Genomic DNA, 23251 nt, shown 5'->3' on the forward strand with positions numbered 1-23251 from the left:
TTTATTTTGAACGCATACAAGACTATCGTTGTGCGGTGAATCACTATGTCAAGGAGATAAAAATGCAGTCAAGACAATATTTCATTGCTGTGTTGGCAACAACGTTTTTAGCCTTATTCCATACTCAGTCTACCCATGCTGTCTCTATTACCTATGACACAGATATAGAGAGCTACATCAACTTTGACAAAGTTCCATATAGAGTTGGAAACAGAGAGGGTCAATCATGGGTAAAGGAGGATGTCAGAGTACTTCAACGAGGTGGAACACCTGCTTTAAGACGCTTATTACAGGAGGAATTTCCAGACTGGACATTCCTAATTGCACCTCCTAAAGAAAGTAACCAAAGCCTCAAAGGTGAGTTCAGGGTAAAACATTCGATTTATTTTCAATACCGATGTTAGAGATACATCTGTTTCCAGTTCTAACATTAACCAAGAAGCAATTGAACGAGAAACTAGTTCAGACATATTGGCAACCCCGCGGGTAGATATTCGTCTTGTTCAACTCTTATCAACTGATAGTAATGCAATAGAAGTAGATGGAGTCCTGTTCAAAATAGATATGCCAGAGTCCGTACTGACCATCCCTTCTAAATTATTTAAAGCTAAAACTGATTTCAAGCTAGGTATTTATATTACAAACAATACATCAACCACTCTTGGTTTTTACCAATTAAGCTCTATTGACGCAATTTTAATCAGCGATGATGGTAAACCAATAAATTATTCTGGCGACCCAACTAACCTTGCTTGGAAAAACAATGAACAAAATTATTATTTGGTTCAACCAGGAGAAAAAATGTTTTTGGATTTATGTGGAAAACTTTTTTGGTATTCTTCTCAACTTCAATTCGCAATTTCTAGCAAAACTCGTAGCTTGAATGGAAAAAGTGGCTTTTATTATTTTCCCAACCTCCAAGCTGGTACATTATATCGCCTCCAAGTCATATATCAAGTTTCTGAATTGAGAGCAAGGCGTTTAGAAGAACAAGTATTAGAAAAATTTTGGAGTGGGAGAATAGCTATGCCTATTATAGAGTTTCGTCTTATCAAGGGATGAATAAAAATTGAACGAAATTATTGTCTTTATAAGAGACATCCTCATTTCGCTCAAAAAATGATAGAACCTTAATGCTTAAAGGAGGAAAAATGATCCGATTTATCCAATATTCATACCATTTAGTTTGGCTCTGGTGACAGCCTTCCTAGTTCCTCCCCTTTTTAGGACAATAGTAATAAAAACCTGTAAATAGAGAAGGTAGCCAATATGACATCAAGTGAACCGAATAATATAAATACTTCTAAAACAGACGGCATACACATAGAAATTACTCGTCCTCACCCATTACTATTTCCTATATGTGTCTATTCTATTCCACAAAAAGACAGTGGAGTTAATGCTCCTATTCGATTAGATATAAGTGTCATTAACGATAGTTCAACGCCTTTTTATATCAACCTCTTCCAAAGCTTTATTCCAGATTTGGTGACATTAGATGGACGAATAATACAACCAAATCTAGTGACTGAAGAGATTATTACTAATACTCAACTAAATAAATCGCTTGAATATAGTCACAGGGAAGAAGTCAGATGGTGGCAAATCAGACCTGAATCTTCTTTTGGTTTTCGTCTGACTGCAAAGCTTTTTTGGCAAAATAACTCTCTAAAATTAAAAATTCCAAGTCCTGCTAACTACATATTTGGTTCTACCGGCCTCAATTATTTCTGGTGTTTCGATGACCTCCAAGCAAACACTTATCAGCTTCGATTTATCTTGACTACTGAATTTCAAGCCAAATATGCCTCAAACTCAGGCATTATAACCGAAAAAATTGCAAGAGAAACTAGTTCAAAAATATTGACAACATCCTGGGTAAATCTACGTCTAGTTCATCCCTTATCTACTGATAATAACGCTATCGAAGTTGATGGCATTGTGTTTAAAGTAGAGATGCAAAAATCTATCTTGAATATCCCTGCTAGACAAACTAGCACTATAACAGATGTAAAGTTCTACATTCATATTATGAACAATCTATCAACTGATCTTTGCTTTTATAAAGTAGGATCTTTTAAATTAACCCTAATCGCTGAAGACGGTAAAGAAATTAGTTTTGGTAGCGACCCTATTAAGGAAGTACGTGATGTAGTGGAAAGACAAAATTATTATTTAGTTAAATCAAAAGAAAGTGGAGTTTTTGATTTAGATGGAATGCTTTTTTGGGAATATGGTCAGCTGAAACTTGCAATTTCCAATAAATATCGTCACTACTTTACTGGAGAAAATACCTTTGATTATTTTATCGGTCTTAATCCAGGTGTATCATATCAAGTCCAAGTTGTATATCACTTTATGGAACAGGGAGTAAGACAGTTAGAGGAACAGGTATTAGAAAAAATTTGGACTGGTTGGGTAGCTATGCCTTTTGTAGAATTTCGTATTGTTGAACCATGAATTGAAATTGAAGGCAAATTATAACCTTCATTTCTGAATATCTTATTACACAGCAACATTGATAAGCTAACTTTTATTTCATTTTCTTGTTCAATTCCCAGCAAGTTTAAGTTTCTCATGCAGATTTTTAAACTTGAGTATACATGTTAGCTGAGATATTTGAAAGAGTTTATTTAAAATTTAATCCTTTAAGGAACTAAAAAAATGCGATTCATCCAATATTCTATAGCTTGGTTTACGTCTGCTCTAATAGTTGCAATGACGGGTCAAGTAAGTGTTGCGTTTACCATTACACCCAGCCAATCCGGTGCTACTGCCAACTGGAAAAGGGCTTCAGGCTACGTTACGGAAGATTTTTTTGGAAGAACTGTTTATGGTACGACAGAAGTAAGCACTAGATTATGGACGGAGCCTCTTCCGCTTGGAGGTTCACAAATATTTAACACAACACTCCTTAACTGGTCTGTCTTATCTGAACGAGGTTTTTGGGGTTGGGATTTTAAGCCTGCCCAACAAGAATTAATGGGTAATTTTGAAATCCTAAATTATGTCGCCTGCGCTCCTCAAGACCCTTGCGGTATTGAAGCTCCACCCCCAAATAATACACCCAGGTATGATGGAGTAGGTGCTTTAATTAATATAAATTACCATCCAGCACCTACAGACCCTCAACCAGGACAAAAAAGAATTCATTGGATTCAAATTGTACGAGCTAACTATGGTTCTGGAATTCCTGGCATTATACCTGGTACTTGGTTTATCGATAATGGGCTAGGAATAGATAATCCTTATTACGATTCTATCGGTGAGGCAGATGAAAACTATTTTGAAGACAGACCTTATAACCCTCTTCCATTTGCTACCACTATAGAGAACTTCTTTGAAGCAGAACTATACTTAGCTGAGGAAACAACATCTTCGGAAAGTGATAAAAGAGAAGTGACAATTTACAACGGAATCAAATGGGGCTGGAAAAATACAATAGATGAATTTGAGATTCAGAAAACTTTTGTCGATAGTTTATACTCTAGTAGAGAAACAGATAGTTTCCAACTATCAGACTTAACTCCAGGATCAAAATTTTATGCAGAAATAAATAACGATATATCTGGAAATATCTGCAATCCAAATACATATTTGGAAGCAAGATATGGCAGTAATACTTGGCGTTACGACAATGATAGTAGTACTATAGGAGATGGCTTTGCTTCTGCTTTAACGGGTAATGTTTCCAGTAATGGGACTATCAACCTAAGTGTAGGTGTATATAATAGTAAAAGTGGTAGTCATATTCGTGGCCGAGACGGAGGTAAATATGAGCTTAATGTCAAGGTGTTTAAAGATGAAAATGACTTCCCATATGTTATTGGTGCTAGCAGCGGTGGCGGTGGCGTAGGTACCGAACGTCCAGGTACAACCCAACAAAATCCCATCCTTCCCAGCGCCAGAGAAGGAAACTGGCAAGTATTCCGCAACGTTCCTGGTTGTCGCTGGTACGATCCCCACACACCTTATGGTTTTGAATTTCAAGCACTTGACGACACACTATTTAGTGAGATTCTAGATTTTCCTGTCGGTCCAGATAATAAATTTACTGTTTCAGTGGGAGATAGAATACTGGGTGAATTCGGTGCAGGAGACAGCGTAGACTTTACATCATTATTTGGTTCTGGTATTTCCAACTTCAAAATTACTGGCATCGATTCCTTATTTGGTTCAACAGAAGAAACTGCTTTCCCCATTCAGCTAGCATTTAATGACCGTATAGGCAGTTTCCAAATGCGTCCTATTTCTGCCCCTGAGCCTCAGTCTGTTCCTGAATCCACATCTGCATTGGGACTATTGGCACTCAGCGCATGGGGTATAGTGAAAGCGCTCAAAATCCGCTTTGAAAAATAACCGTGAACCGTATCTACACCCTGCTATTTTCCCTCAGCATCATTCTCATTAACCCAATTGGTGCAATGCGTGGGGAAATCTGGACTCAACCAAAAGTATTTGCCATTAGCCTGATCTGCATACTCAACTTTTTAATCCTCTGGGAACACAGGGAAAACCTAAAGCTGTCTCAAAGTTGGAAAATCAGCAGACTGTTGTGGGAAATATTTTTGGGAATTGGGTTAATTTCAACTCTCACTAATCCTTTCCCCTGGCGATCGCTATTCGGTCAAGAACAGATGGGCGACGGCTTGCTTTACTGGCTACTAATCGCCATCTTCACCCTTAGCAATAACCTATTACTGAGACTGTACCCAGAACTAGCCCGTTCTCAACTGCAAGGTTTAGTGATTGGCGGAGTCATCCTTGCGATCAGCATATTTCCCCAGGTGATTAACTGGCGCATTGATTACACTATCACAAGCGGTCAACTGATGCAGAGTAACATCCTGGCTAGTACCATTTTTCAAAATCAGCAACCAATCGGCTTGTATTCCCATCGCGGTCATGCGTCATTTGTCCTAGCAGCAGTGGCAGTTATGACACTTGTCGGTTGGCAATGGCGGTGGATAAACACACGTCTGGCTGCAACTGCTGGCATCTTAATTATCCCAGCTTTGCTGCTCACTCAGACCAGAGCGGGAATATTAGCCTTACTGGTAGCGACTATCTACTTATTAGGACGCCAGCATTATAAGCTTTTAGTCCCAGCAACACTGGTATGTCTGCTCATAATTGGCATCGCTACCAGCACTAGGCAGATGAATAATTTACCTCTGATTAAACAAATCACATCAAACCGCGTTGATCTGTGGCAGTTGGTCAACTATAGAATTAGTCAGCGTCCCTTACTCGGATGGGGAATGGATGGTTTTGGCACCGCTTATTCCTATATGCGCCCCGGCAAAAAAATAACTAAAGTAATTCGCTTGGGTGATTTTAGTTTCGACTACCAAGACGATAATGGCCAAATAAAAACGGCACAACTACCCACAACTAAAGCGCATAATCTAATTTTAGATACAAGTTTATCAGTAGGGTTACTGGGGATGACATCGTACCTAGCCTTGTTAGGATGGTGTCTGTGGCAGGCGATCAAATCACCTTACCGTGGAATTGAAGCAGTCTTCATTGCCTATCTCACTTTTACTTTCACCTGGTTCGAGTCTGCCCAATTTACCCATCTGGCTTGGTGGTCACTCAGTTTCTTTGGAGTCTCCCATTGTTTTGAAAAAACTGCACCTTAATCATGCTGTAATCATCTGCTTATTGTTTCTGCTAGGCAACACCCAGTCTCAGCCAGAGTTACAATGGACGCCACAAATGGAAGTGGAGTTTCAGCAGCGTTCCCAAAAAGCAATTACTCAACTCGCAGGTAAACACTATGGGAATACAGCCTTCGAGAACGAGAAGAGATCCTATCCCAGAGCAATGATTGACTTTCTTGCAGGTAATCGAGAAAAAGCGATCGCATTTCTGCAATCAGAAGACGCTGATGCAGATAGAAATGCTCACACCTTGGGAATTGACTTTTACTCTGGTTTTACCCTCAAAGAGCAAGTCCGCAAATACTTCTATTTTGGCAAATATCTTGACCCAAAATATCGCTGGCGCATGAAGGAAGCAATGGGGATTTTGACTCAAAAAGACCCCCTCACACGTACCTTTCCCGAACCTCGGAAATTTTGGGAACAGTCAACCGATAACTGCAATACTTGGGTAGACTGCCGCAACACTGATAATTTAAGAGCAATGCGGGAAGTGGCTGTCTATTTGTTTGCTGAAGAAACTGGGAACGAAGAAACACGCAAAATATATAAAGAGCGCATCCGCCGCAATGTTCGCACTCTCTACCAAATTGGACAAGGAGAATGGGACTCGGAAAATTACTTGGGACACGCTGTTACAACTTATGTAAATCTTTATGACTTTGCTCAAGATCGAGAAGTCAAGTCACTTGCTAAATCTGCACTCGATTGGTTTTTTACTTCCGGTGCGCTGAAGTATTGGCGGGGTGGATTTGGTGGTCCCAGTAAGCGCGATTATAATCAGGGGAATTGTGTTTGGTGTTCCCTCGCTACCCATGAATTAGGGTTGTATTTTGATGATTCACCCTTACCAGATCCCAAGCCGGACTCCGATGAAGTACACCTATTTACTAGCAGTTACCGTCCTCCTATAGCTGTTGTAGCTTTAGCGCGTAAGCAATTTAAAAAACCTGTAGAACTGCTAAATTCTAAACCAACTTATGAAAACTGGAAACCCGGTGGAGACAAAGCACCTCAGTTTCACGAAACCCTCTATTTTGGTAATTCCTTTCAGCTTGGCACATTAGCTCAAGGTTCCGGTGGGGACTGGAATGGCTTTAAGTTGATGGCATTTAATCAAAAACGCGGCGTTGATTACTTTATTGTATCAACAGGAACAGACCCCACGAAAATATCTACTTCTTCTATCGGTGGTGATAATATTGCCCAATACCGCAATTTGGTTATTTGGCTCAACGATAAACCTAAAGCGCCATTTCAATTTTTCTTGCCCAAGTCTGCGAAGTTGCAAACCCACAATGGTATAACTTTTATCCGTTATGAAAAGACATGGCTGGCGTTGACACCAATTAATTTGTTCCTAGAGGGAATTAACGCAACAGCAACACAGAAAATTCACTCAAGATATGCCGATGACCAAATTCTGACTGCGGTGGGTACTGGGAAAACAATAACCGGATTTGCCCTAGAAGTCGGTGAACAGGAAACCTACGGCAGTTGGGAGCAGTTTCAGCAGTCTATAGTGAATAAGTCACTTTTAAGCCTCAAGCAGGTTAATAGCGGAGTGGTTGAGTATCAAGGGGTTTTTGGAAAGGTACAACTCCAATATCAGGGTTTGGGTTTACCAAAAGTTTGGCGCAATGGACGCTACCACGACTGGCAAAAGCATTTTGCTGTTTACCAAAATGCTGATGGCAATAAAATCCCAATTTATCTGGGATGGAAGGAAGGTAAGCTCAGAGTTGAGGCGGGTGGGTATCAGTTCCAGAGTCAAAGCAAATAATAATCAGCTAATCGGCATTTAAGTTGCATAAAAGTAGGGCTGGAGCCGCTTACTAAGCTAATCGGCATTGGAGTTGCATAATCAGGGCGCTCATGTTGCCCACCCCACAAGATATTGAGAAAATTTTGATATGAAATTATATCTGTTTTAGCTTAGAGGTTGTTTGACAGGACTTACGCAAACAATAGCCGAACCCCTTATTCTCCCGTAGGAGCAATTCATGAATTGCCCCTACAGCGTGTACTTTTGCGTAAGTCCTATTTGAAAAGTATTTAGCTGTGATTTTAGACACTTGTTGATCCCCCCTAACCCCCCTTAAAAAGGGGGAAGAATCAAAGTCACGCAATTTATCGGGGAGCCACTGCGGTCTCGGTGTCTCCCCAAGTAGAGCAAGTGGCGTGGATTTATGTTGTTGAGAACGAGCGCGTTCTCGAAAATACAAGGCTGTCTGAGGAAGCCAGTCTTGAAGTTGAAATGAAGTTAATTCTAATGTATATGCATCTGTATCAATCATTTGCAGAGACAGCAAATTGTTCACTAAATCTAACCCTTCTTCGGACTGTTGACGCAGAATAGTTAGGTAGCCAGCTACAGACTCAAATGGAGAAAGTAGCTCTGAATTTAAAACGCCCTCTCGCTCCATAAGATTTTCTAGCACGGAAATTGTCATTTTGATGTTCAATAAAGGCATTCGCATTTCATGAGAGGCGGTTCCTAAAAAATTCTTTTTCAACTGGTTGAGGCGTTGGGATTGTGACAATTTCTCACGTTGATAGCGATTGAGTGCTGTTTGAATAGCAACATAAAGTTGTTGCTCTTTGACAGGTTTGAGGATATAACCAAAAGCAAAGGTCATTTTAGCCCGCTCTACAGTGCTTTTGTCAGAATGTCCGGTAATATAGAGGACAGGGATTTGAAAACGATTCCAGATTAGCTCCGCCGCCTGAATACCGTCCATCTCACCCCGCAACCGGATATCCATCAAAACCAAGTTTGGGAGTAGTTCACCAGCTTTATCAATTGCCGTTTCTGCCGAATCGGTAATATCTGAAACAGTGTATCCCAGCAATTCTAAAATTTCTTGTAAATTCATGGCCAGTATATACTCATCCTCAACAACCAGAACCCGAACTTTCTCTGTTGTCTGTGTGTTTGATAAAATGCTGGTCACGTTCATAAGCTGCTTTTTATAAAATGAATTTTGAGGTGTCTACAAATAATCAAATGCTATGAACCTAGCTTTTGACCTTCCTGGCGAAAGCGCCAAAATATTGTAGTTTTGTTAAAAATATCCTTGAAACTACTGGGCGTTTTATTTTTTGCATCTCCCTGAACTCTGTTTTATGCTGATGGACAATATATACTGAACCTGGGATATATAGCGTTTCTAGACCTAGTTAGGTACACCCGTAAGGGCACGGCAGTGCCGTGCCCCTACACCTAGCGATATAATGTTGTACCGCATCTGAATGGGAACCGCTATAGCTGCTTACTTAACTAAGTTCTGCACAAGAAAGATACTGAGCATTCTAATTTTTTGGATCAAAATTTGGAGTTAATCTAGTAGATTATCTCAATAAATATAACCTAATTCCATCACAGGTTTTCCAGAAAAAATCCTATCTTTATACACTCTTTAATTGTATTGTGTACACCCCAAACAGCTAACAACTCGAAATATACAAATTGAACTTACTACAACTCGGATGAGCCAAGGATAAATAATCACATGAAAAAATGGATTTGGTTGATGCTGTTGGCGCTGATGGCAGTTGCCGTGGTGGGTAGTAGGGGTAGCACGTTTTTTGAACAGCGTCCCTCACCGACAATTGTTGAGCGCATTCCACTGGAAACACCTCAACCACAGGCAGAAGCAAGAAAAGTTAATATTGCCCTGCAAGTGTCTACTGACAAGCTGTTAACCCATATCCAAAAGTTGAATTTTCAGCGCTACACAACAACAGAGCGATCGCTTACTCGCACTTACATCACAACTGAACTGAGAAAATTAGGCTGGAAGCCGAAATTGGAAAAGTTCTCTGAAGGTGTGAATATTTTTGCCGAACGCCCAGGAACTAATAAAGCGGCTAAAGCAATTCTCGTAGGAGCGCATTACGACACTGTTGCTTTTTCCCCTGGTGCCGATGATAACGGCAGTGGTGTGGCTGTGGTGCTAGAAGTTGCCCGGTTGCTCGGTTCCCGTTCTACACCACGGACGTTACAGCTAGCTTTTTTTGACAAAGAAGAAGCAGGACTTTTAGGAAGTCAGGCTTTCGTGAGCAAGAAAGCACGTTTGCAAAATTTGGGCGGAGCGATCGTTATGGATATGGTGGGTTATGCTTGTTACACTTCTGGGTGTCAAAAATACCCCCCCGGATTGCCTGTTACACCACCTAGCGACAAGGGCGACTTTTTGGCAGTAGTCGGTGATACAGAACATTTGCCTTTACTGAATGCCTTTCAAAACTCACAAAATATCCCCTCAACCGCCCCGAATAAAGAAGAATCAAATCTGCCATCAGTGCTGACACTGCCGATTCCTCTAAAAGGTTTATTGACACCCGATACCCTACGCAGCGACCATGCACCCTTTTGGTATCAGGGTGTGGGCGCTGTGCTGGTGACAGATACCGCAAATTTACGTACTCCGCACTATCATAAACCTACCGATGTTCCAGCAACTATCGAGCGATCCTTTTTCACAGGAGCAGCACAAATTGTAGTCAATGCTACTACTGCCTTATTAGAGAAGACGGAGGTTTTGGAAACTCAACCACCAAGCTGAGTGAATAATTCGTAATTAATCAATTCAAGGACAGAACAATGAGGATGGGGCTATAATTACGAATTACGTTGACTAACTTTTGGTTCTGGGAAAGTCAACGTCCAATTCTGTTTATCATTAACCTGAAAGTACAAACCTTGGAGAATGAGCCGCAGAGCTGCTCGAGTTCTAATAAACTTCCTCACCAGATAAGTTCCTGGTTCAGCAAAGATATCATCAAAGTTTTTTTTATAACCAGATTGTTTGGAACAATAACTGCCAGCACCTTGGACTGTTACCACAAAAAATGGAGCTTGTTTGTATTGATCAGGAATTATAAAGATTCCATATACATGGTGACGACCACGCCAGGGATGAACAACAACCTTAGTAGCCTGTACTTGGAATTTTGGAGTTTTTGATGCGAGAAAAGCCTCGAAATTGCAATCAGAATCATTCACAGGCCACCACAGTGTAATAATACTCAGGGAAAGCAGCAAAATTAAAATATAGCGGAGTCTGCGACGCATAAAGCCAAGAAAAGTTGTTGATGCGGCTGGTAAAATTTGACGAGTAATGATATTGCAGCTACAGCAGTAAGACTATCTATGCGATATGTCTGCAATAGGTTCTCAAGAGCAAAGACAAAAAATTAAGCGGTCGGTTAAACTATCTTGTCCAAAAAATTGTAGTTAAGATATCAGCCCTCAAAAAGTGCAGATTGTAGATGCGATCGCTAACCTGTTCTAGTAGCTCCTTTACAGTCTTAAACCTAGCCCAGAAACAATCGGGCTTTTGTGGCTGTTAACACTGATTTATGCTCAAATTTTTAGCTGTGATGAATTCTACAATTCGTTGCTTTTCTGATGTTTTTGATCTAACTTTGTTCACAGCAGCAGATGCTTTGAGGATATCAGGGCGACGCCCAATAGCCCGTCGTAGACATCGCCATCCAGTTTAGGAAAAAATCTGCTCTGATTTCTAGGCAATTAATGGGGTAGTCAAATACACAAATATTAGTTATATTCCCGTAAGTAACAATTGGTATAAAAGTTTATGGCAAGAAGTTGGGCAAGTCTTAAGACAGTTGCGGGTTTCTTTAGCGCAATTGTACTTACACAGTTCGGCGCAAATACTTCGGCGATCGCGGCTGACACACTTGTTGTGCATTTGGGTTTATTTACAGAATCCGTCTCTGTTGCTGAGTTGCAAAAGGCTGCAAAAACTGGCGAATTGTCTGGGAGTTTACAGCCTTACGCTCAAGGATTATCTGAACAACAACGCCGCTTCCTCTTGGGGGCGCTGGGGATGAATATACCAATGAATGTTGTCACCGTTGATAAGTTACTCAATACTCAGATTGGTACAAGTATTCTCAATGATTTCGCCACAGCCTTAGTCCGAAAGGACGAAGCTGGAGTCCAAGCACTGAGGTCAGCATTGGTATTAGGCTCTACTGCACCGCAGGGTCTTTCTATACTGAGTTTTATTACCGCTTATCCCAGTAAACGCCTAGAAATTAATTTGTCACAGGCTTTTATAATTGCAGGAAGTTTAAATACAGCTTTTTGGCGTACCCAGCAATTTATGCTAGCGATCGCTCCTAAAATCGACCCCAAAACGTCGCAGATTGCTTTCCCTTTTGACCCCAGCCAACCAGGAAATGCTGAAGTAAAAATACTCAACTTAAGCCTGAATGACCAAAAGCGCGATCGTCAAATTCCAGTTGATATTTATTGGTCAACTGCTGCAACTCCCGACAAACCCGTAATTGTCCTTTCTCACGGCTTCTCGTCAGTCCGCACAGACTTGCATTACCTGGCAGAACATTTAGCATCCCACGGTTATGTAGTAGCAGCTTTAGAACATCCCGGTAGTAACCAGACAAATACTAACTTAGCATTACAAGGCAAAACCAGTGTTATGAAGCCTCAGGAGTTTTTGGATCGCCCTAAAGATATTAGTTTTGTCCTCGACGAATTAGAAAAGCTCAACCAAACGGCTAATCAGCCGCTACAAGGGAAACTTGCAACCAATAACGCGATGGTAATTGGCCATTCTTTTGGTGGTGGTACAGCTTTAGAAATTGCTGGAGCCGAGTTACAACTAGAACGACTCAAACAACGCTGTCAAAAGAACTTGACTATTTTCAGTGAGGGAGAAGTTATGCAGTGCATCGCTCAAAAACTACCAGAAAATAGCTATCAACTACGGGATACTAGAATAAAACAGGCGATCGCTCTCAATCCGACAACTTCTCTGATGTTTGGCGAAACTGGGTTAACTAAGGTGCAAATTCCTACCCTAGTGTTAGCAAGTTCCGCAGATAAAACCACCCCAGCTTTAACTGAACAGATTGCGGGATTTGACAAAATCCCATCCCCAAAATGGCTAGTTGGTATAGTTGGGGGTACTCATCTCAGTGTAAAAGACCCCAACACCACATTGGATCAGATCGGAAAACCAAATACACCCATTAGTGGCGGTGAAGTTGTGGGTGAACAAGCAGCAGATGTTCGCAAGTACGTTAAAGCTATAGCTTTGGCCTTTGCTGCACAGATGACTCCAGAAGCTAAAAAGTACGCTGTCTTTCTGACATCAGATTATGCCCAGTTTGCTTCAACTTCCGCATTCCCATTTCGCCTAATTACCCAGATTCCTCCTGACGCTATGACACTGGTAAAAGAATTTGTTGATAAATAAGTAACTTCCGCTTAAACAAATATCCAATTTGGTGAGTAGCTTGCTTATATTGTAGGGGTACGGGGAAGGGCAGAAGTCGCCGCTCATTTTGCCTCTGACAATTCAGCAGCATCTGGAAAACCTCACTTCTATTTCTCTCTTCCTTTAAGGAGAGAGACTTTGAATTTTCCCCCTTCCCTAGGAGGGAAGGGGGTTAGGGGGTTAGGTTTTTGGTGGACTTTTCCACATAACGTGAAAAGTCAGATTTTGCCTCCCCTACAATTTATAGATAATTTATACAGTAGACCTCTTGCAAAAGTCCCCTAAACCCCACCCCCCTAAGAGCCTGCTCTTAGGGGGTGGGGTTCTTTTTTTGATTTATGCAAGAAATCTAGTATTCATCTGGCAGTTATTGGTACAAAAGATTTGTATCTAGAACAACAAAACCTCGTCCATTTTGAAACCTGGAGTAGTGCGGGCAACATGAGCGCTAGTACAATACGGTAGCAAGATGCTCCCACTACTTTTAAAAAGTATAGTTTTCAAAATAGATGTGGTTTAGAACAGGTTATTAGACGCTACCGAGATATCTTTCTGGAGATGGAAGTTAAATATCAGAAATTGGCATTAAGTAATATAGAGCTTATAAAACTGGACTAAGGTCGGGGTATTCACTTATATTAAATCATACTACTTGATGCTAATTTTATAGTTTTTGTTAAATCCATACTAAATTTTTACAGTATAAATAACTATTTAGGCATAAACTTCATTATGTATTTATTAAAAATAACAAAACCTTAGGAGTGTAAAAAAGTAAGAGCAAATGCGGAATAGTAATCATACATAAGCGCTCTACGTATAATATTACCAACCAAGTCCCAAACCAATGATCATAAGTTGTTTGATACGAGATATGTTTGTGTATGTATTCACGTAAACTACTTGAAGTTTACAAAAAATTTGTAGACCATTTGATCTGCTACAAGGCACAGATGAACCAAAAATAAAAAAAATAAGGATTGTTTTGTTTACTTAAATAATTAGTTTAACCTACATTATGTATTATAAAACTAATTTTGGATCCAGAATCAAACAATTATCCCATTTAACTTAAGCTTATGCAACTCTATACAACTCGTGAAATCGAACAACTTGAACAAAACGAAGACCTTCCTTACTTAATTGAAATTATGGAGTGGGTGAAAAACTTTTTAGGAAGACCTCATCCTAACTTAGGAAGACCCGGCGCAGTTTGCCCTTTTGTACCTTTCTCTCTGAGGTCAAACAGTATTCGTCTGGCAGTTATTCACACCAAAGATTTGTATCCAGAACAATTGGAACAGGTTGTTGGGCGCTACCGAGATATGTTTATTGAGATGGATGTTCTAGAGCAAGAATTAGCAATTAATAAAGCTTTTTTACTAATCTTTCCTGATGTCCATATAGAAGACGCTCCTAAAGTAATAGATAGTGTCCAACAAAAACTCAAACCTTTGTTTGTTGAGTCAGGACTGATGATAGGAGAATTTCATAAACGCAATGAAAGTCCAGGTCTGCACAACCCCAACTTTCGTCCACTTCGTAGCCCTATCCCCTTGTTGGCTATCCGGTTTATGGTTGAAGCTGACCTCCCCTTTCTTCAGAATCCAACTGATCCACACTTACGTATTCGGTATCTGGAAGCTTATTTAAAGCATTTTGGTGATAAATTTACAGATGAAACAAGGATTAGAAATGCTCGTCAACTATTGGATTTATCGAAAGAACAACTTAAGCAAGAAAATTTGGTGAGTTCTTGTATATAAATAAATATCAAATATTTGAATTGGGCATTGAGGATGGGAGATTAAAAGTCTTTGTCGCAAGGCTATTAGGTGAAATCTCAGATAATACTACTGACTCAATTTTTATCAGTTATCCTTCCCAAGGCTTAATTCGCGGTTACAACTTGTTAATATCGCAATCCTATTTGATTTGTGATAACTGCAACCGGCAGATCCCCGACTTATTAAAGAAATCGGGGATATTTTTTCTCATGGATGATTTAGGATTGCTATAGTATTTAATCTATAATAATACTCTTGTTTAATACATAAAAGCAAATAAATAGAATGGCGAAAGAAATAGAGCGGAAATATTTAGTTATAGGAGATAGTTGGAGAGGACTAGCTGAAGGTAGTGTCTATCGTCAAGGATACATTGCCACACAAGACAAAGCGACTGTACGTATACGTGTAGTCGGAGAAAAAAGTTATTTGACAATTAAAGGCCCCAGTATTAAATATTCAAGATTAGAGTTTGAGTATCCTATTCCTATTGAAGATGCTCAAGAAATGCTTGAGACATTGTGTGAACGTCCCTTTATAGAAAAAGTCAGATATAAAATAGAGTGGTGTGGTTTGATTTGGGAAATAGATGAGTTTGATGGTGTTAATAAAGGACTAATATTAGCAGAAGTTGAACTCAGTGATGAAAATCAACAAATTGAACTCCCAACTTGGATTGGACAAGAAGTTTCTGATGACTCCAGATATTTCAACAGCAATTTAGTAAAATACCCTTTTTCACAATGGTAATTGGTGAAATATTGGGCATCAAAAATTCCTAATACAGAAGCAGAACGTACATTGGATTCAAAGTCCGATCATCTAGTTTAGCGATCGCACCATCAAATATCACTTCCAATACTTCTTGGATCGGGCTTTAGTCGTCCTAGATTCACCGAACAAGGCAAAAGTAAAAAGTAAAAAGTAAAAATAAAGAGGAATAAAATCGGTTTGAGAGCAACTAAATTTATTTATGGAAAAGGAAATAAAGATTTGTTTCGATACACGTAGTGCAAGAAACAAGGCATCCTTTTTAAATCCCCTAAATTTATTTATGGGGATTCTCTTTTTACTTTTTACTTTTATCTTTTTACTTTTTATTTATTACTACGATAAATATATCGATTTTTAGGTGTATTTAATTGATTCAATTACGGTAAATACATCAATATACAGGTGTTTCTTCGGAGTTAAAGCCCGGTAAAATCATCGACTTTTGAGGAAACTTACTAATTAAAATTCCGGCAAAATTCCTAGCTAAATTTAAATTTAAATATCTGTTTTTTAATCATGGACAACTTAAAATTGCGTGCTAGAATTACAGCAAAATTACCTAATAAATAGTTGGCAGACTTGATTGTATTTGCTGATTTAAGAGGCTGGAGTCATTTATTTCTTCAGGCTTAAATATGGGTATTTGAAGCAAGGCTCAATAATTTGAGTCCCAGATAAAAATCATTGAGGTAAAAATCTAAATTATGAAGTACGTTACTAATTTTTTTAGGACTCTATTTGTTGTTAGCACTGGACTATATTTACTACCTCATTCGGTAGCCAATGCAGTTACCTTAAGCAATGGCACGATCGCTTTTGTCGAACCACCGCGTTTAATTAGTGCCAGCACTCCATACAGCAATACGAGTGTTCCAAATACGACATACTATTTCACTCTGGAAGTACCAGCGACAGCTGGGGAAGCCTTGCAGCAGGTTACTTTTAACCAGATTCAGGGGAGTGAAGAGATTGCGTTCAATCAGAAAGATACTTTTGCCTTTGAAGGCACACGCAATCACCAAGGTTCAAAGTTGGCACTCAAAGCTGTAAAAGGTGGCGATAAACAGCAGAGTATTACAGTAATCTTTGACACTCCTATACCACCGGGAAAGACGGTTACTATTGGTCTGCAAACTTACTACAATCCTTTTACTGATGGTGTCTATTTATTTGGCGTTAAGGCTTTTCCCTCTGGTGAGAAAATTGCTGGCCAATCTCTCGGTATTGGACGCTTCCAATTTTCTGGGCCTACGACTACAGATAATTAATTTTATTAGGGACTGGGGACTGGGAAAACTTTTTTCCACTCCCCAGTGCCTTCTATCTAACCTATTCAACTATTCAACGCAGAATCTGTTATTTTAACCATTGAGGACAAAAGTTATACTTGCCCTTTACTTTTTTGAGAAAGTTTTCGCTACAGACTGCATTTTCTTAAATAGTAATGTCAACAAATTTTAATACACTCTTGTTTTTTAGCATAATCTGTGCAAATCTTGTAATTATATACTACGGTATATCGGTCGATTTATCGTAGTATAAGTGAATTAGGTGGTTTATCCGATCAATTCAGAATTTAGTGCCAAGTAAACTTTTAGCCTCTATTACAAGGATTATTGAAAGCTATGTCTGAGCAACGCTACGGGAAACCAGGGAGATGAATTATTAAAGAAGAATTCAGAAGTCAGAATTCAGGAGTCAGAATCAAGACGCTCGATGACTCGCTACCGCTTCGCTATCCGCCAGTCGTACAGAATTCATTCTGATGACTACTGGATTCTGTTCGATAACCAATGCCAATTCCCAATTCCATAAGTTAGGAGATATATAAAATCGTGAGTACATATCAATCTGAGTCAAGGAATAGTTCAGAAGTTGAACTTTATTTCGTCTTTTCTAAATTAGGAATTACTAAACTTAAGCTAGAGTACTCTTGGAGAGTAAAGCCATGTTTTTAGGACAAATTGAAAGAGAATGTTTGGATGAAGAAAATTGGTCACTTGGGCAAAAAACTAAATTACCAGATCATCTACAGTTATTAGTAGATCAAGAACAAATAAAATCCGATATCTGGGAATTACAGACCAAAGAGCCTAGTACAGCAAGGCGGAATTCAAAATTCAAAATGGCGCTCTCTACGTTCGCGCAGCGTGTCGCAGACAGACGCTAAAAGCGTAGCTTGCTTCTCTGTAAGAGTACACGGACTCGTTAACGCTGCGCTAACAAAATTCAAACTAGGTATACAGCGTCAGCGTTTCATTGATTTGGAATGGGTGGTTTATTTCCGTTGTACTGTACTAGTAGTCTGTCAAGAACTAATTGACGAATAAATTTTCTGTAGAGACGGCGATTTATCGCGTCTCTCTAACCGTCAAAATGAATTTGAGAGACCACTAGTACGGCTACGCAAAAGTCAAAAGCACCGAAGTTGTAATTTAAGAAAGCCTTGGCTCAGACTTATCTCAAAAGTAAAAGGAATCAATATCAATGGCACACCTCTTTGAACCATTCAAGATTCGTGAAGTTACCTTTCGCAACCGCATTGCCGTTTCACCCATGTGTCAATATTCCAGTACAAATGGATATGCTAATGATTGGCACATTATTCATTTAGCTACTCGTGCAGTTGGCGGTGCCGGGATCGTGTTCACAGAAGCAGCAGCCGTAGAACCTGGTGGACGCATTAGCCCGCAAGATTTAGGAATCTGGTCAGATGCACACATAGAAACTTTAGCTAAGGCTGTGGCATTAATTCATAACTTTGGGGCTGTTGCAGGTATTCAACTTGCTCATGCAGGCAGAAAGGCCAGCACTGCCAAACCGAGTAAAGGAGGAAAAACGCTGGATGAATCTCAGGAAGGTTGGCGGCCTTTGGTTTCGAGTAGTGCGATCGCTTTTAGCCAAGATAGCCCAGTTCCAGAAGCCCTCACTCTTGAGGGAATTCAACAAGTTATTGATGCCTTTGCCCAAGCTGCCAAACGCTCTCTAGAAGCTGGTTTCAAGGTAGTGGAAATCCATGCTGCCCACGGTTATCTACTGCACCAATTTCTCTCACCCCTTTCTAACCACCGTCAAGATGATTATGGTGGTAGCTTTGAAAACCGGACTCGTATCCTCAGAGAAGTAGTTCAAGCAGTCCGAGAGGTTTGGCCTCAAACACATCCACTCTGGGTACGCATTTCTGCCACCGATTGGGTAGACAATGGCTGGGACATTGAGCAAAGTATCGCTTTAAGCGACAAACTTAAATCTTTGGGAGTTGATCTCATCGACAATTCATCAGGTGGTATTATACCGGGCGTTAATATCCCAATTAAACCTGGTTATCAAACTCAGTTTGCTGAACGCATCCGCCACGAAGCTAATATTCATACAGGAGCCGTGGGCTTAATTACATCCCCTGAACAAGCTGACGAGATCATTCGTACAGAAGTAGCTGATATAGTGCTGTTGGGACGTGAACTACTCCGTAATCCTTACTGGCCACATCTTGCAGCTAAACAACTGGGACATGATAAACTTTGGCCTGTTCAATATGACAGGGCTTGGGTATGATGTCAACTGTGCTTACAGCAGTTTTCGTGTATTTGAACCACATCTGTCGTAGGGGCACAGCAATGCTGTGCCCTTACCGCGTGGTCTATTTACCTGAAAATAGCTGTAATTGAGCATCAACTACTTCAAACCCTTGCTGCTTGGCGGTAGGGGTTGTTGGTTGATTTTGCAATAGTTGTCAGTATTCGATTAGACATGGTATGATGCGTACTCTAGCCATAGTCTAGCTATTTTTTTGTTCTAATAGTAAGTGTACAAACTTTCTGTCTTACTAACATTAAGTATTACTAACACTCTTTCATAAAACTTGATCAAAAAATTAGTAGAGACGTTGCAATGCAATGTTTCTACTAAGCGGAATTAAAAATGAGAACAGGATACAGCGTAAGCATTTTATTGATTTGGAATGGATGGTTTATTTATGCTGTGCTGTATTGTATTAGTTCATATTTTCAAGTGAAGTCTATTTTGACAAAACAGGCTGCAACAATTTTTTAACAGGGAAACGGTTATGCTACCAAGTAATAGAGAAAATTTCCAAAAAGACAAACTAAAATTTGTTTATTTTGAACTTCCATCTGCGCTTAAATCGGTTAATTTTTCTTGTTTCGTTATCGGAGAAAGCTTATCTTTTTTTGGGTCTTGGATGACTCAAATTGCTTTGGTATGGCTAGTTTATCAATTAACTAATTCGGCTGTATTAGTGGGTGTGGCTGGATTTACAAATCAAGCTATGGGCTTAGTTATTACACCCTTGGTAGGAGTATTGCTAGATCGCTGGAATTTACGCTATGTCCTATTAACTACTCAGCTAGTATCTATTCTGCTATCTTCTACTCTAACCTTTCTAACTCTTAGCGATAACATCAATGTTACATGGATTATTGTTATTGGCACGCTTCAGGGAATAGTAAAAGCTTTCGATCTGCCAGCACGTCAGGTAATTATTCCCAGACTTTTGGATAAGAAGTCAGATACTTATAGTGCGATGGCTTCCCATTCATTCTTGATTAATACAGCGAAGTTTGTTAGTCCGATGATTGCGGGTTTACTAATTGCTCGATCTAGTGCAGCTTCGTGTTTTTTAGTAGATAGTATTAGTTATCTACCCTTTGTATCTGCAATCTTAACTATGAAGGTAAATACAGTTATAAACAATTCATATAATGAAAAATCGCAAATCTGGAAAAACCTCAAGGAAGGTTTTATTTATGCATACGAATTTTTACCTATTAAACATTTATTGATATTACAAATTATTATCTGTTTTATGGGAATGACTCATATCAATTTAGTGCCAATTTTTGCTCAAGAAGTTTTGAAAGGTAATGCTGAAACTATGGGGTTTTTGATGACAGCTTCAGCGCTTGGTTCCATAGTTTCAGGTATTTATCTAATTTCTAGAAAAAATATCATCGGATTGGGAAAGGTTATAGCAAGTTCTACCGCAATTTTAGGTTTAGGTTTAATAGTTTTTTCCCAGTCAACCAATTTAGAGATTTGTCTAATATTCATGTTTATCATCGGGATGAATAATAGTCTAACTCTGGCTTCAATTAATAATTTTATGCAATCGATTCTTCTTGATGAAGATAAAAGAGGTAGAGTAACTAGTATATTTATAACTGGTTTTTTAGGAATATTGCCTTTTGGTAATTTATTTTTCGGAGCATTGGCAGCTTACTTTGGTGTTACCAGTGCTTTACTCTTTGGCGGTATTTGTTGTATTTTAGGAGCGTATTTCTTTAGTAGACAACTGCCCCAAATAAGAAAGATACTGAATCCAATTTATGCAGAGTTGGGCTTACTTCCACAGTCAAATAAAGGCTAAATCTGGTTTTGTTGGATGTTGTCTGGAAGCGATTCACTCTGAATTATAAATTTTTGCTTTAGTTCTGAAATCGCTTGCACAAAGACCAATCTCTAAGAGGTTGTTTGAAAAGTAGTTGATTGTAATTTTAGTCACTTATTGATCCCCCCTAACCCCCCTTAAAAAGGCAGGGCTGTTTCATTCGATCTCTTAGAGATTTTGTCAATAGTATAAGTCAGAAATTTGCTTGATTTGGTTATCGAAAAGATACCACCTCAACGAGTAAATTTCAGTGCGATGTCTACGACGGGCTACGCCTACGCGATTTTCTCGCCCAATCAGATTTTTTAGTCACCTGACTTTTTTGCTTGAAACGCTTGTAAATCAGAGCCTTTTAGGGAATGAATCAGCCCTGCCTTAAAAAGGGGGGAACCGGAATCAAAGTTCCCCAATTTATCGGGGGATTTAGGGGGATCTATAATGTTTTGCTACTAACAAGAGGGCTTTTCAAACACCCTCTAAGACTGACAATGTTCAAAGGTGTCCCAACCAACTACGCTCGTTGTAGACATCGCTGCTCTAAATGTCAAGGTATTATGTACTCGAACACCGTGCAGCATACAATCTGAGGTTTTGCATGAAAGTAGCAGTTTTCAGTACAAAAGCCTATGATCGGCAGTTTTTGTCAGCTGCAAATTCTCCCACCCAACACGAGTTAGTGTTTTTTGAACCCCGTTTAAATCGGGATACAGCTATCCTTGCTGCTGGATTTCCGGCGGTTTGCGTATTTGTGCACGATCAGGTTGATGCCGCAACCTTGAAACTTCTCGCCTCACAGGGAAATCGCCTGGTTGTTCTTCGTTGTGCAGGGTTTAACAATGTAGACTTAAAAGCCGCAGCAGACTTAGGAATTACCGTTGTTCGTGTTCCCGCTTATTCGCCTTATGGGGTAGCAGAACACGCCGTAGGATTGATTTTGAGCCTAAATCGCAAAATTCATCGTGCCTATAACCGTGTCCGAGAAGGCAATTTTTCCCTAGATGGACTGTTGGGATTTAATTTGCATGAGCGCACAGTGGGGATTATCGGCACCGGCAAAATTGGTCTGATTTTAGGGCAGATTATGAAGGGATTTGGCTGTCACCTACTCGCTTATGACGTTTATCGCAATCCCGAATTGGAGGCGCTAGGTGGAAAGTATGTAGAACTACCTGAGCTATTTGCTAACTCCGATATTATCTCTCTCCATTGTCCCCTAACTCCCGAAACGCATCACTTGATTAATGCTGAGTCCATAGAACAGATTAAGCCAGGTGTGATGCTAATTAATACTAGTCGAGGAGCGCTGATTGATACTCAAGCAGTGATTGAGGGATTGAAGTCTGGTAAAATTGGCTATCTTGGTGTGGATGTTTACGAACAAGAATCGGAATTGTTTTTTGAGGATTTGTCTGGCGAAATTATTCAAGATGATATTTTTCAGCGTCTAACAACGTTCCCCAATGTACTGATTACCGGACATCAAGCCTTTTTTACAGCAGAAGCTCTGCACAATATTGCAGAAACAACTTTTGCTAATATTACTGATGTTGAACAGGGTCGTCCTTGTGCAAATGAAATTCACGCTCAACCGTGAGCTAATATCAATTCAATATGAAGCTGCCTATGGGGAGGTTATGATAGTTTAGCTGAACAAGTACGATTACATTCAGAGAAAATAATTAAACTAGAATTAAAAAGTTTGCTTGAGGAAATTATTGGTAAACCTGGCCTCGAACTCATGACAAACACAAATTTAGCAACAGGCCGTACTGGAATTATTGTGGTTTTCAATCAATTACCTGAGGTTCGTAATCCCGAATCTATTCCCAAGGGAAATTTCAATAATTTAGCTGACTGATGTGGCGATTGATTACCACTTCTAATTGATTAAAATCATAGGGTTTAGTGATGCAACCATCAAATCCTATCAGCAAAGTTGAGTCCTCATCTTCTGACATTGTTAGAGGTGTTATTGCAATTATTGGGATAGTAGCAGTTTTTGAGTCGTGTTTGAGGTCATCAATTACTTGGTTCGCACTCAAATTAGATAGCATCATATCTAGCAGGATTAAATCTGGTTGATGAGTTTGTGCCAATATCACAGCCCTCACCCTTTGTTTGGTACAAATGCATGAGAAATTTAATATTCCTAAATGAGAATTAAGTAGCTCTAAATCATGTAGACTATGTTCTACAACCAAAATTAAAGGCTGTTCATTCATAAGCAGTTAATGCTGTCCAAGAAAGGTTAGGCATAAAGACTAAACCCATCAGGAAACCCTACAAGTCTTTTTTTCTTGCAAGCTCCTAAGTAAATGTACGAAGGTATCTTTAAGCGACTAATCA

At 39.6% G+C, this 23251-nt stretch carries 20 protein-coding genes and 1 pseudogene; 17 read left to right on the forward strand and 4 right to left on the reverse strand.

The window, feature by feature from the left end; translation table 11 throughout:
* Nucleotides 1-62 precede the first annotated feature (62 nt).
* The 6 genes from V7K97_RS06675 to V7K97_RS06700 all read left to right on the forward strand — a co-directional run bounded on the left by V7K97_RS06675 (nucleotide 63) and on the right by V7K97_RS06700 (nucleotide 7449).
* Nucleotides 63-404 (forward strand): hypothetical protein, encoded by a 342-nt coding sequence (locus V7K97_RS06675; protein ID WP_334799994.1) that lies wholly within the window; start codon nucleotides 63-65, stop codon nucleotides 402-404.
* A 67-nt stretch (nucleotides 405-471) separates the two neighbouring features.
* Nucleotides 472-1062 carry a hypothetical protein gene (locus V7K97_RS06680; protein ID WP_334799996.1) on the forward strand — a complete coding sequence of 197 codons (591 nt, stop codon included), beginning with the start codon at nucleotides 472-474 and terminating at the stop codon, nucleotides 1060-1062.
* Between the two features lie 207 nt (nucleotides 1063-1269).
* Entirely contained in the window at nucleotides 1270-2460 is a 1191-nt protein-coding gene (locus V7K97_RS06685) for a hypothetical protein (protein ID WP_334799997.1), read from the forward strand.
* A 204-nt stretch (nucleotides 2461-2664) separates the two neighbouring features.
* Entirely contained in the window at nucleotides 2665-4359 is a 1695-nt protein-coding gene (locus tag V7K97_RS06690; protein ID WP_334799999.1) for a hypothetical protein, read from the forward strand.
* Nucleotides 4360-4361: 2 nt separating this feature from the next.
* On the forward strand, nucleotides 4362-5645 hold the full coding sequence (locus V7K97_RS06695; RefSeq protein ID WP_334800001.1) for an O-antigen ligase family protein: 1284 nt from the start codon (nucleotides 4362-4364) through the stop codon (nucleotides 5643-5645).
* Nucleotides 5646-5721: 76 nt separating this feature from the next.
* Nucleotides 5722-7449, forward strand: a complete 1728-nt coding sequence (locus V7K97_RS06700; RefSeq protein ID WP_334800096.1) for a hypothetical protein — start codon at nucleotides 5722-5724, stop codon at nucleotides 7447-7449.
* Nucleotides 7450-7585: 136 nt separating this feature from the next.
* Here V7K97_RS06700 and V7K97_RS06705 read toward each other — a convergent pair whose 3' ends face one another.
* Nucleotides 7586-8626 (reverse strand): hybrid sensor histidine kinase/response regulator, encoded by a 1041-nt coding sequence (locus V7K97_RS06705; RefSeq protein WP_334800002.1) that lies wholly within the window; start codon nucleotides 8624-8626, stop codon nucleotides 7586-7588.
* Between the two features lie 552 nt (nucleotides 8627-9178).
* Here V7K97_RS06705 and V7K97_RS06710 point away from each other — a divergent pair.
* Nucleotides 9179-10234, forward strand: coding sequence for a M28 family peptidase (locus V7K97_RS06710; protein ID WP_334800003.1), 1056 nt, complete (start codon nucleotides 9179-9181; stop codon nucleotides 10232-10234).
* A gap of 56 nt (nucleotides 10235-10290) precedes the next feature.
* Here the strand turns inward: V7K97_RS06710 and V7K97_RS06715 are convergent, their stop codons facing one another.
* Nucleotides 10291-10743 (reverse strand): hypothetical protein, encoded by a 453-nt coding sequence (locus V7K97_RS06715; protein WP_334800004.1) that lies wholly within the window; start codon nucleotides 10741-10743, stop codon nucleotides 10291-10293.
* A gap of 287 nt (nucleotides 10744-11030) precedes the next feature.
* Here V7K97_RS06715 and V7K97_RS06720 point away from each other — a divergent pair, with 287 nt between their 5' ends.
* From V7K97_RS06720 to V7K97_RS06740, 5 genes are all read left to right on the forward strand, one after another.
* Complete coding sequence (locus V7K97_RS06720) at nucleotides 11031-11174, forward strand: hypothetical protein (protein WP_334800005.1); 144 nt, start codon at nucleotides 11031-11033, stop codon at nucleotides 11172-11174.
* 95 nt (nucleotides 11175-11269) lie between these two features.
* Nucleotides 11270-12916 carry an alpha/beta hydrolase gene (locus V7K97_RS06725; RefSeq protein WP_334800007.1) on the forward strand — a complete coding sequence of 549 codons (1647 nt, stop codon included), beginning with the start codon at nucleotides 11270-11272 and terminating at the stop codon, nucleotides 12914-12916.
* Nucleotides 12917-14016: 1100 nt separating this feature from the next.
* On the forward strand, nucleotides 14017-14703 hold the full coding sequence (locus tag V7K97_RS06730; protein WP_334800009.1) for a DUF6875 domain-containing protein: 687 nt from the start codon (nucleotides 14017-14019) through the stop codon (nucleotides 14701-14703).
* Nucleotides 14704-15009: 306 nt separating this feature from the next.
* On the forward strand, nucleotides 15010-15474 hold the full coding sequence (locus V7K97_RS06735) for a CYTH domain-containing protein (RefSeq protein WP_334800011.1): 465 nt from the start codon (nucleotides 15010-15012) through the stop codon (nucleotides 15472-15474).
* A gap of 728 nt (nucleotides 15475-16202) precedes the next feature.
* Nucleotides 16203-16766 (forward strand): DUF2808 domain-containing protein, encoded by a 564-nt coding sequence (locus V7K97_RS06740; RefSeq protein WP_334800012.1) that lies wholly within the window; start codon nucleotides 16203-16205, stop codon nucleotides 16764-16766.
* A 436-nt stretch (nucleotides 16767-17202) separates the two neighbouring features.
* Here the strand turns inward: V7K97_RS06740 and V7K97_RS06745 are convergent, their stop codons facing one another.
* Entirely contained in the window at nucleotides 17203-17343 is a 141-nt protein-coding gene (locus V7K97_RS06745) for a hypothetical protein (protein WP_334800013.1), read from the reverse strand.
* A 103-nt stretch (nucleotides 17344-17446) separates the two neighbouring features.
* On the opposite strand from V7K97_RS06745, the gene V7K97_RS06750 reads away from it, so the two are divergent.
* The 5 genes and pseudogenes from V7K97_RS06750 to V7K97_RS06770 form a co-directional block, all read left to right on the forward strand.
* Entirely contained in the window at nucleotides 17447-17668 is a 222-nt protein-coding gene (locus tag V7K97_RS06750) for a hypothetical protein (protein WP_334800015.1), read from the forward strand.
* Between the two features lie 317 nt (nucleotides 17669-17985).
* Nucleotides 17986-19053: an NADPH dehydrogenase NamA gene (gene namA / locus V7K97_RS06755; RefSeq protein WP_334800016.1), complete on the forward strand. Its 1068-nt coding sequence runs from the start codon at nucleotides 17986-17988 to the stop codon at nucleotides 19051-19053.
* A gap of 511 nt (nucleotides 19054-19564) precedes the next feature.
* Nucleotides 19565-20884: an MFS transporter gene (locus tag V7K97_RS06760; protein WP_334800017.1), complete on the forward strand. Its 1320-nt coding sequence runs from the start codon at nucleotides 19565-19567 to the stop codon at nucleotides 20882-20884.
* Nucleotides 20885-21500: 616 nt separating this feature from the next.
* Complete coding sequence (locus V7K97_RS06765) at nucleotides 21501-22499, forward strand: 2-hydroxyacid dehydrogenase (protein WP_334800018.1); 999 nt, start codon at nucleotides 21501-21503, stop codon at nucleotides 22497-22499.
* 57 nt (nucleotides 22500-22556) lie between these two features.
* Nucleotides 22557-22763: pseudogene (locus V7K97_RS06770) on the forward strand (Na-translocating system protein MpsC family protein); the annotation flags it as partial.
* On the opposite strand, the gene V7K97_RS06775 reads toward V7K97_RS06770, so the two are convergent.
* Nucleotides 22744-23127: a response regulator gene (locus V7K97_RS06775; protein WP_334800019.1), complete on the reverse strand. Its 384-nt coding sequence runs from the start codon at nucleotides 23125-23127 to the stop codon at nucleotides 22744-22746. The pseudogene V7K97_RS06770 and the gene V7K97_RS06775 sit on opposite strands and share 20 nt — an antisense overlap.
* Nucleotides 23128-23251 lie beyond the last annotated feature (124 nt).

The sequence above is a fragment of the Nostoc sp. genome, assembly GCF_036917815.1.
GTDB lineage: Bacteria > Cyanobacteriota > Cyanobacteriia > Cyanobacteriales > Nostocaceae > Nostoc.

Bases quoted from the DNA above. Each gene is read 5' to 3' on its own strand.
- V7K97_RS06675 (WP_334799994.1), top strand. From the start codon at position 63: ATGCAGTCAAGACAATATTTCATTGCTGTGTTGGCAACAACGTTTTTA.
- V7K97_RS06685 (WP_334799997.1), top strand. From the start codon at position 1,270: ATGACATCAAGTGAACCGAATAATATAAATACTTCTAAAACAGACGGC.
- V7K97_RS06690 (WP_334799999.1), top strand. From the start codon at position 2,665: ATGCGATTCATCCAATATTCTATAGCTTGGTTTACGTCTGCTCTAATA.
- V7K97_RS06700 (WP_334800096.1), top strand. From the start codon at position 5,722: ATGGAAGTGGAGTTTCAGCAGCGTTCCCAAAAAGCAATTACTCAACTC.
- V7K97_RS06705 (WP_334800002.1), bottom strand. From the start codon at position 8,626: ATGAACGTGACCAGCATTTTATCAAACACACAGACAACAGAGAAAGTT.
- V7K97_RS06710 (WP_334800003.1), top strand. From the start codon at position 9,179: ATGAAAAAATGGATTTGGTTGATGCTGTTGGCGCTGATGGCAGTTGCC.
- V7K97_RS06715 (WP_334800004.1), bottom strand. From the start codon at position 10,743: ATGCGTCGCAGACTCCGCTATATTTTAATTTTGCTGCTTTCCCTGAGT.
- V7K97_RS06720 (WP_334800005.1), top strand. From the start codon at position 11,031: ATGCTCAAATTTTTAGCTGTGATGAATTCTACAATTCGTTGCTTTTCT.
- V7K97_RS06725 (WP_334800007.1), top strand. From the start codon at position 11,270: ATGGCAAGAAGTTGGGCAAGTCTTAAGACAGTTGCGGGTTTCTTTAGC.
- V7K97_RS06730 (WP_334800009.1), top strand. From the start codon at position 14,017: ATGCAACTCTATACAACTCGTGAAATCGAACAACTTGAACAAAACGAA.
- V7K97_RS06735 (WP_334800011.1), top strand. From the start codon at position 15,010: ATGGCGAAAGAAATAGAGCGGAAATATTTAGTTATAGGAGATAGTTGG.
- V7K97_RS06740 (WP_334800012.1), top strand. From the start codon at position 16,203: ATGAAGTACGTTACTAATTTTTTTAGGACTCTATTTGTTGTTAGCACT.
- V7K97_RS06745 (WP_334800013.1), bottom strand. From the start codon at position 17,343: ATGTACTCACGATTTTATATATCTCCTAACTTATGGAATTGGGAATTG.
- V7K97_RS06750 (WP_334800015.1), top strand. From the start codon at position 17,447: ATGTTTTTAGGACAAATTGAAAGAGAATGTTTGGATGAAGAAAATTGG.
- namA (WP_334800016.1), top strand. From the start codon at position 17,986: ATGGCACACCTCTTTGAACCATTCAAGATTCGTGAAGTTACCTTTCGC.
- V7K97_RS06760 (WP_334800017.1), top strand. From the start codon at position 19,565: ATGCTACCAAGTAATAGAGAAAATTTCCAAAAAGACAAACTAAAATTT.
- V7K97_RS06765 (WP_334800018.1), top strand. From the start codon at position 21,501: ATGAAAGTAGCAGTTTTCAGTACAAAAGCCTATGATCGGCAGTTTTTG.
- V7K97_RS06775 (WP_334800019.1), bottom strand. From the start codon at position 23,127: ATGAATGAACAGCCTTTAATTTTGGTTGTAGAACATAGTCTACATGAT.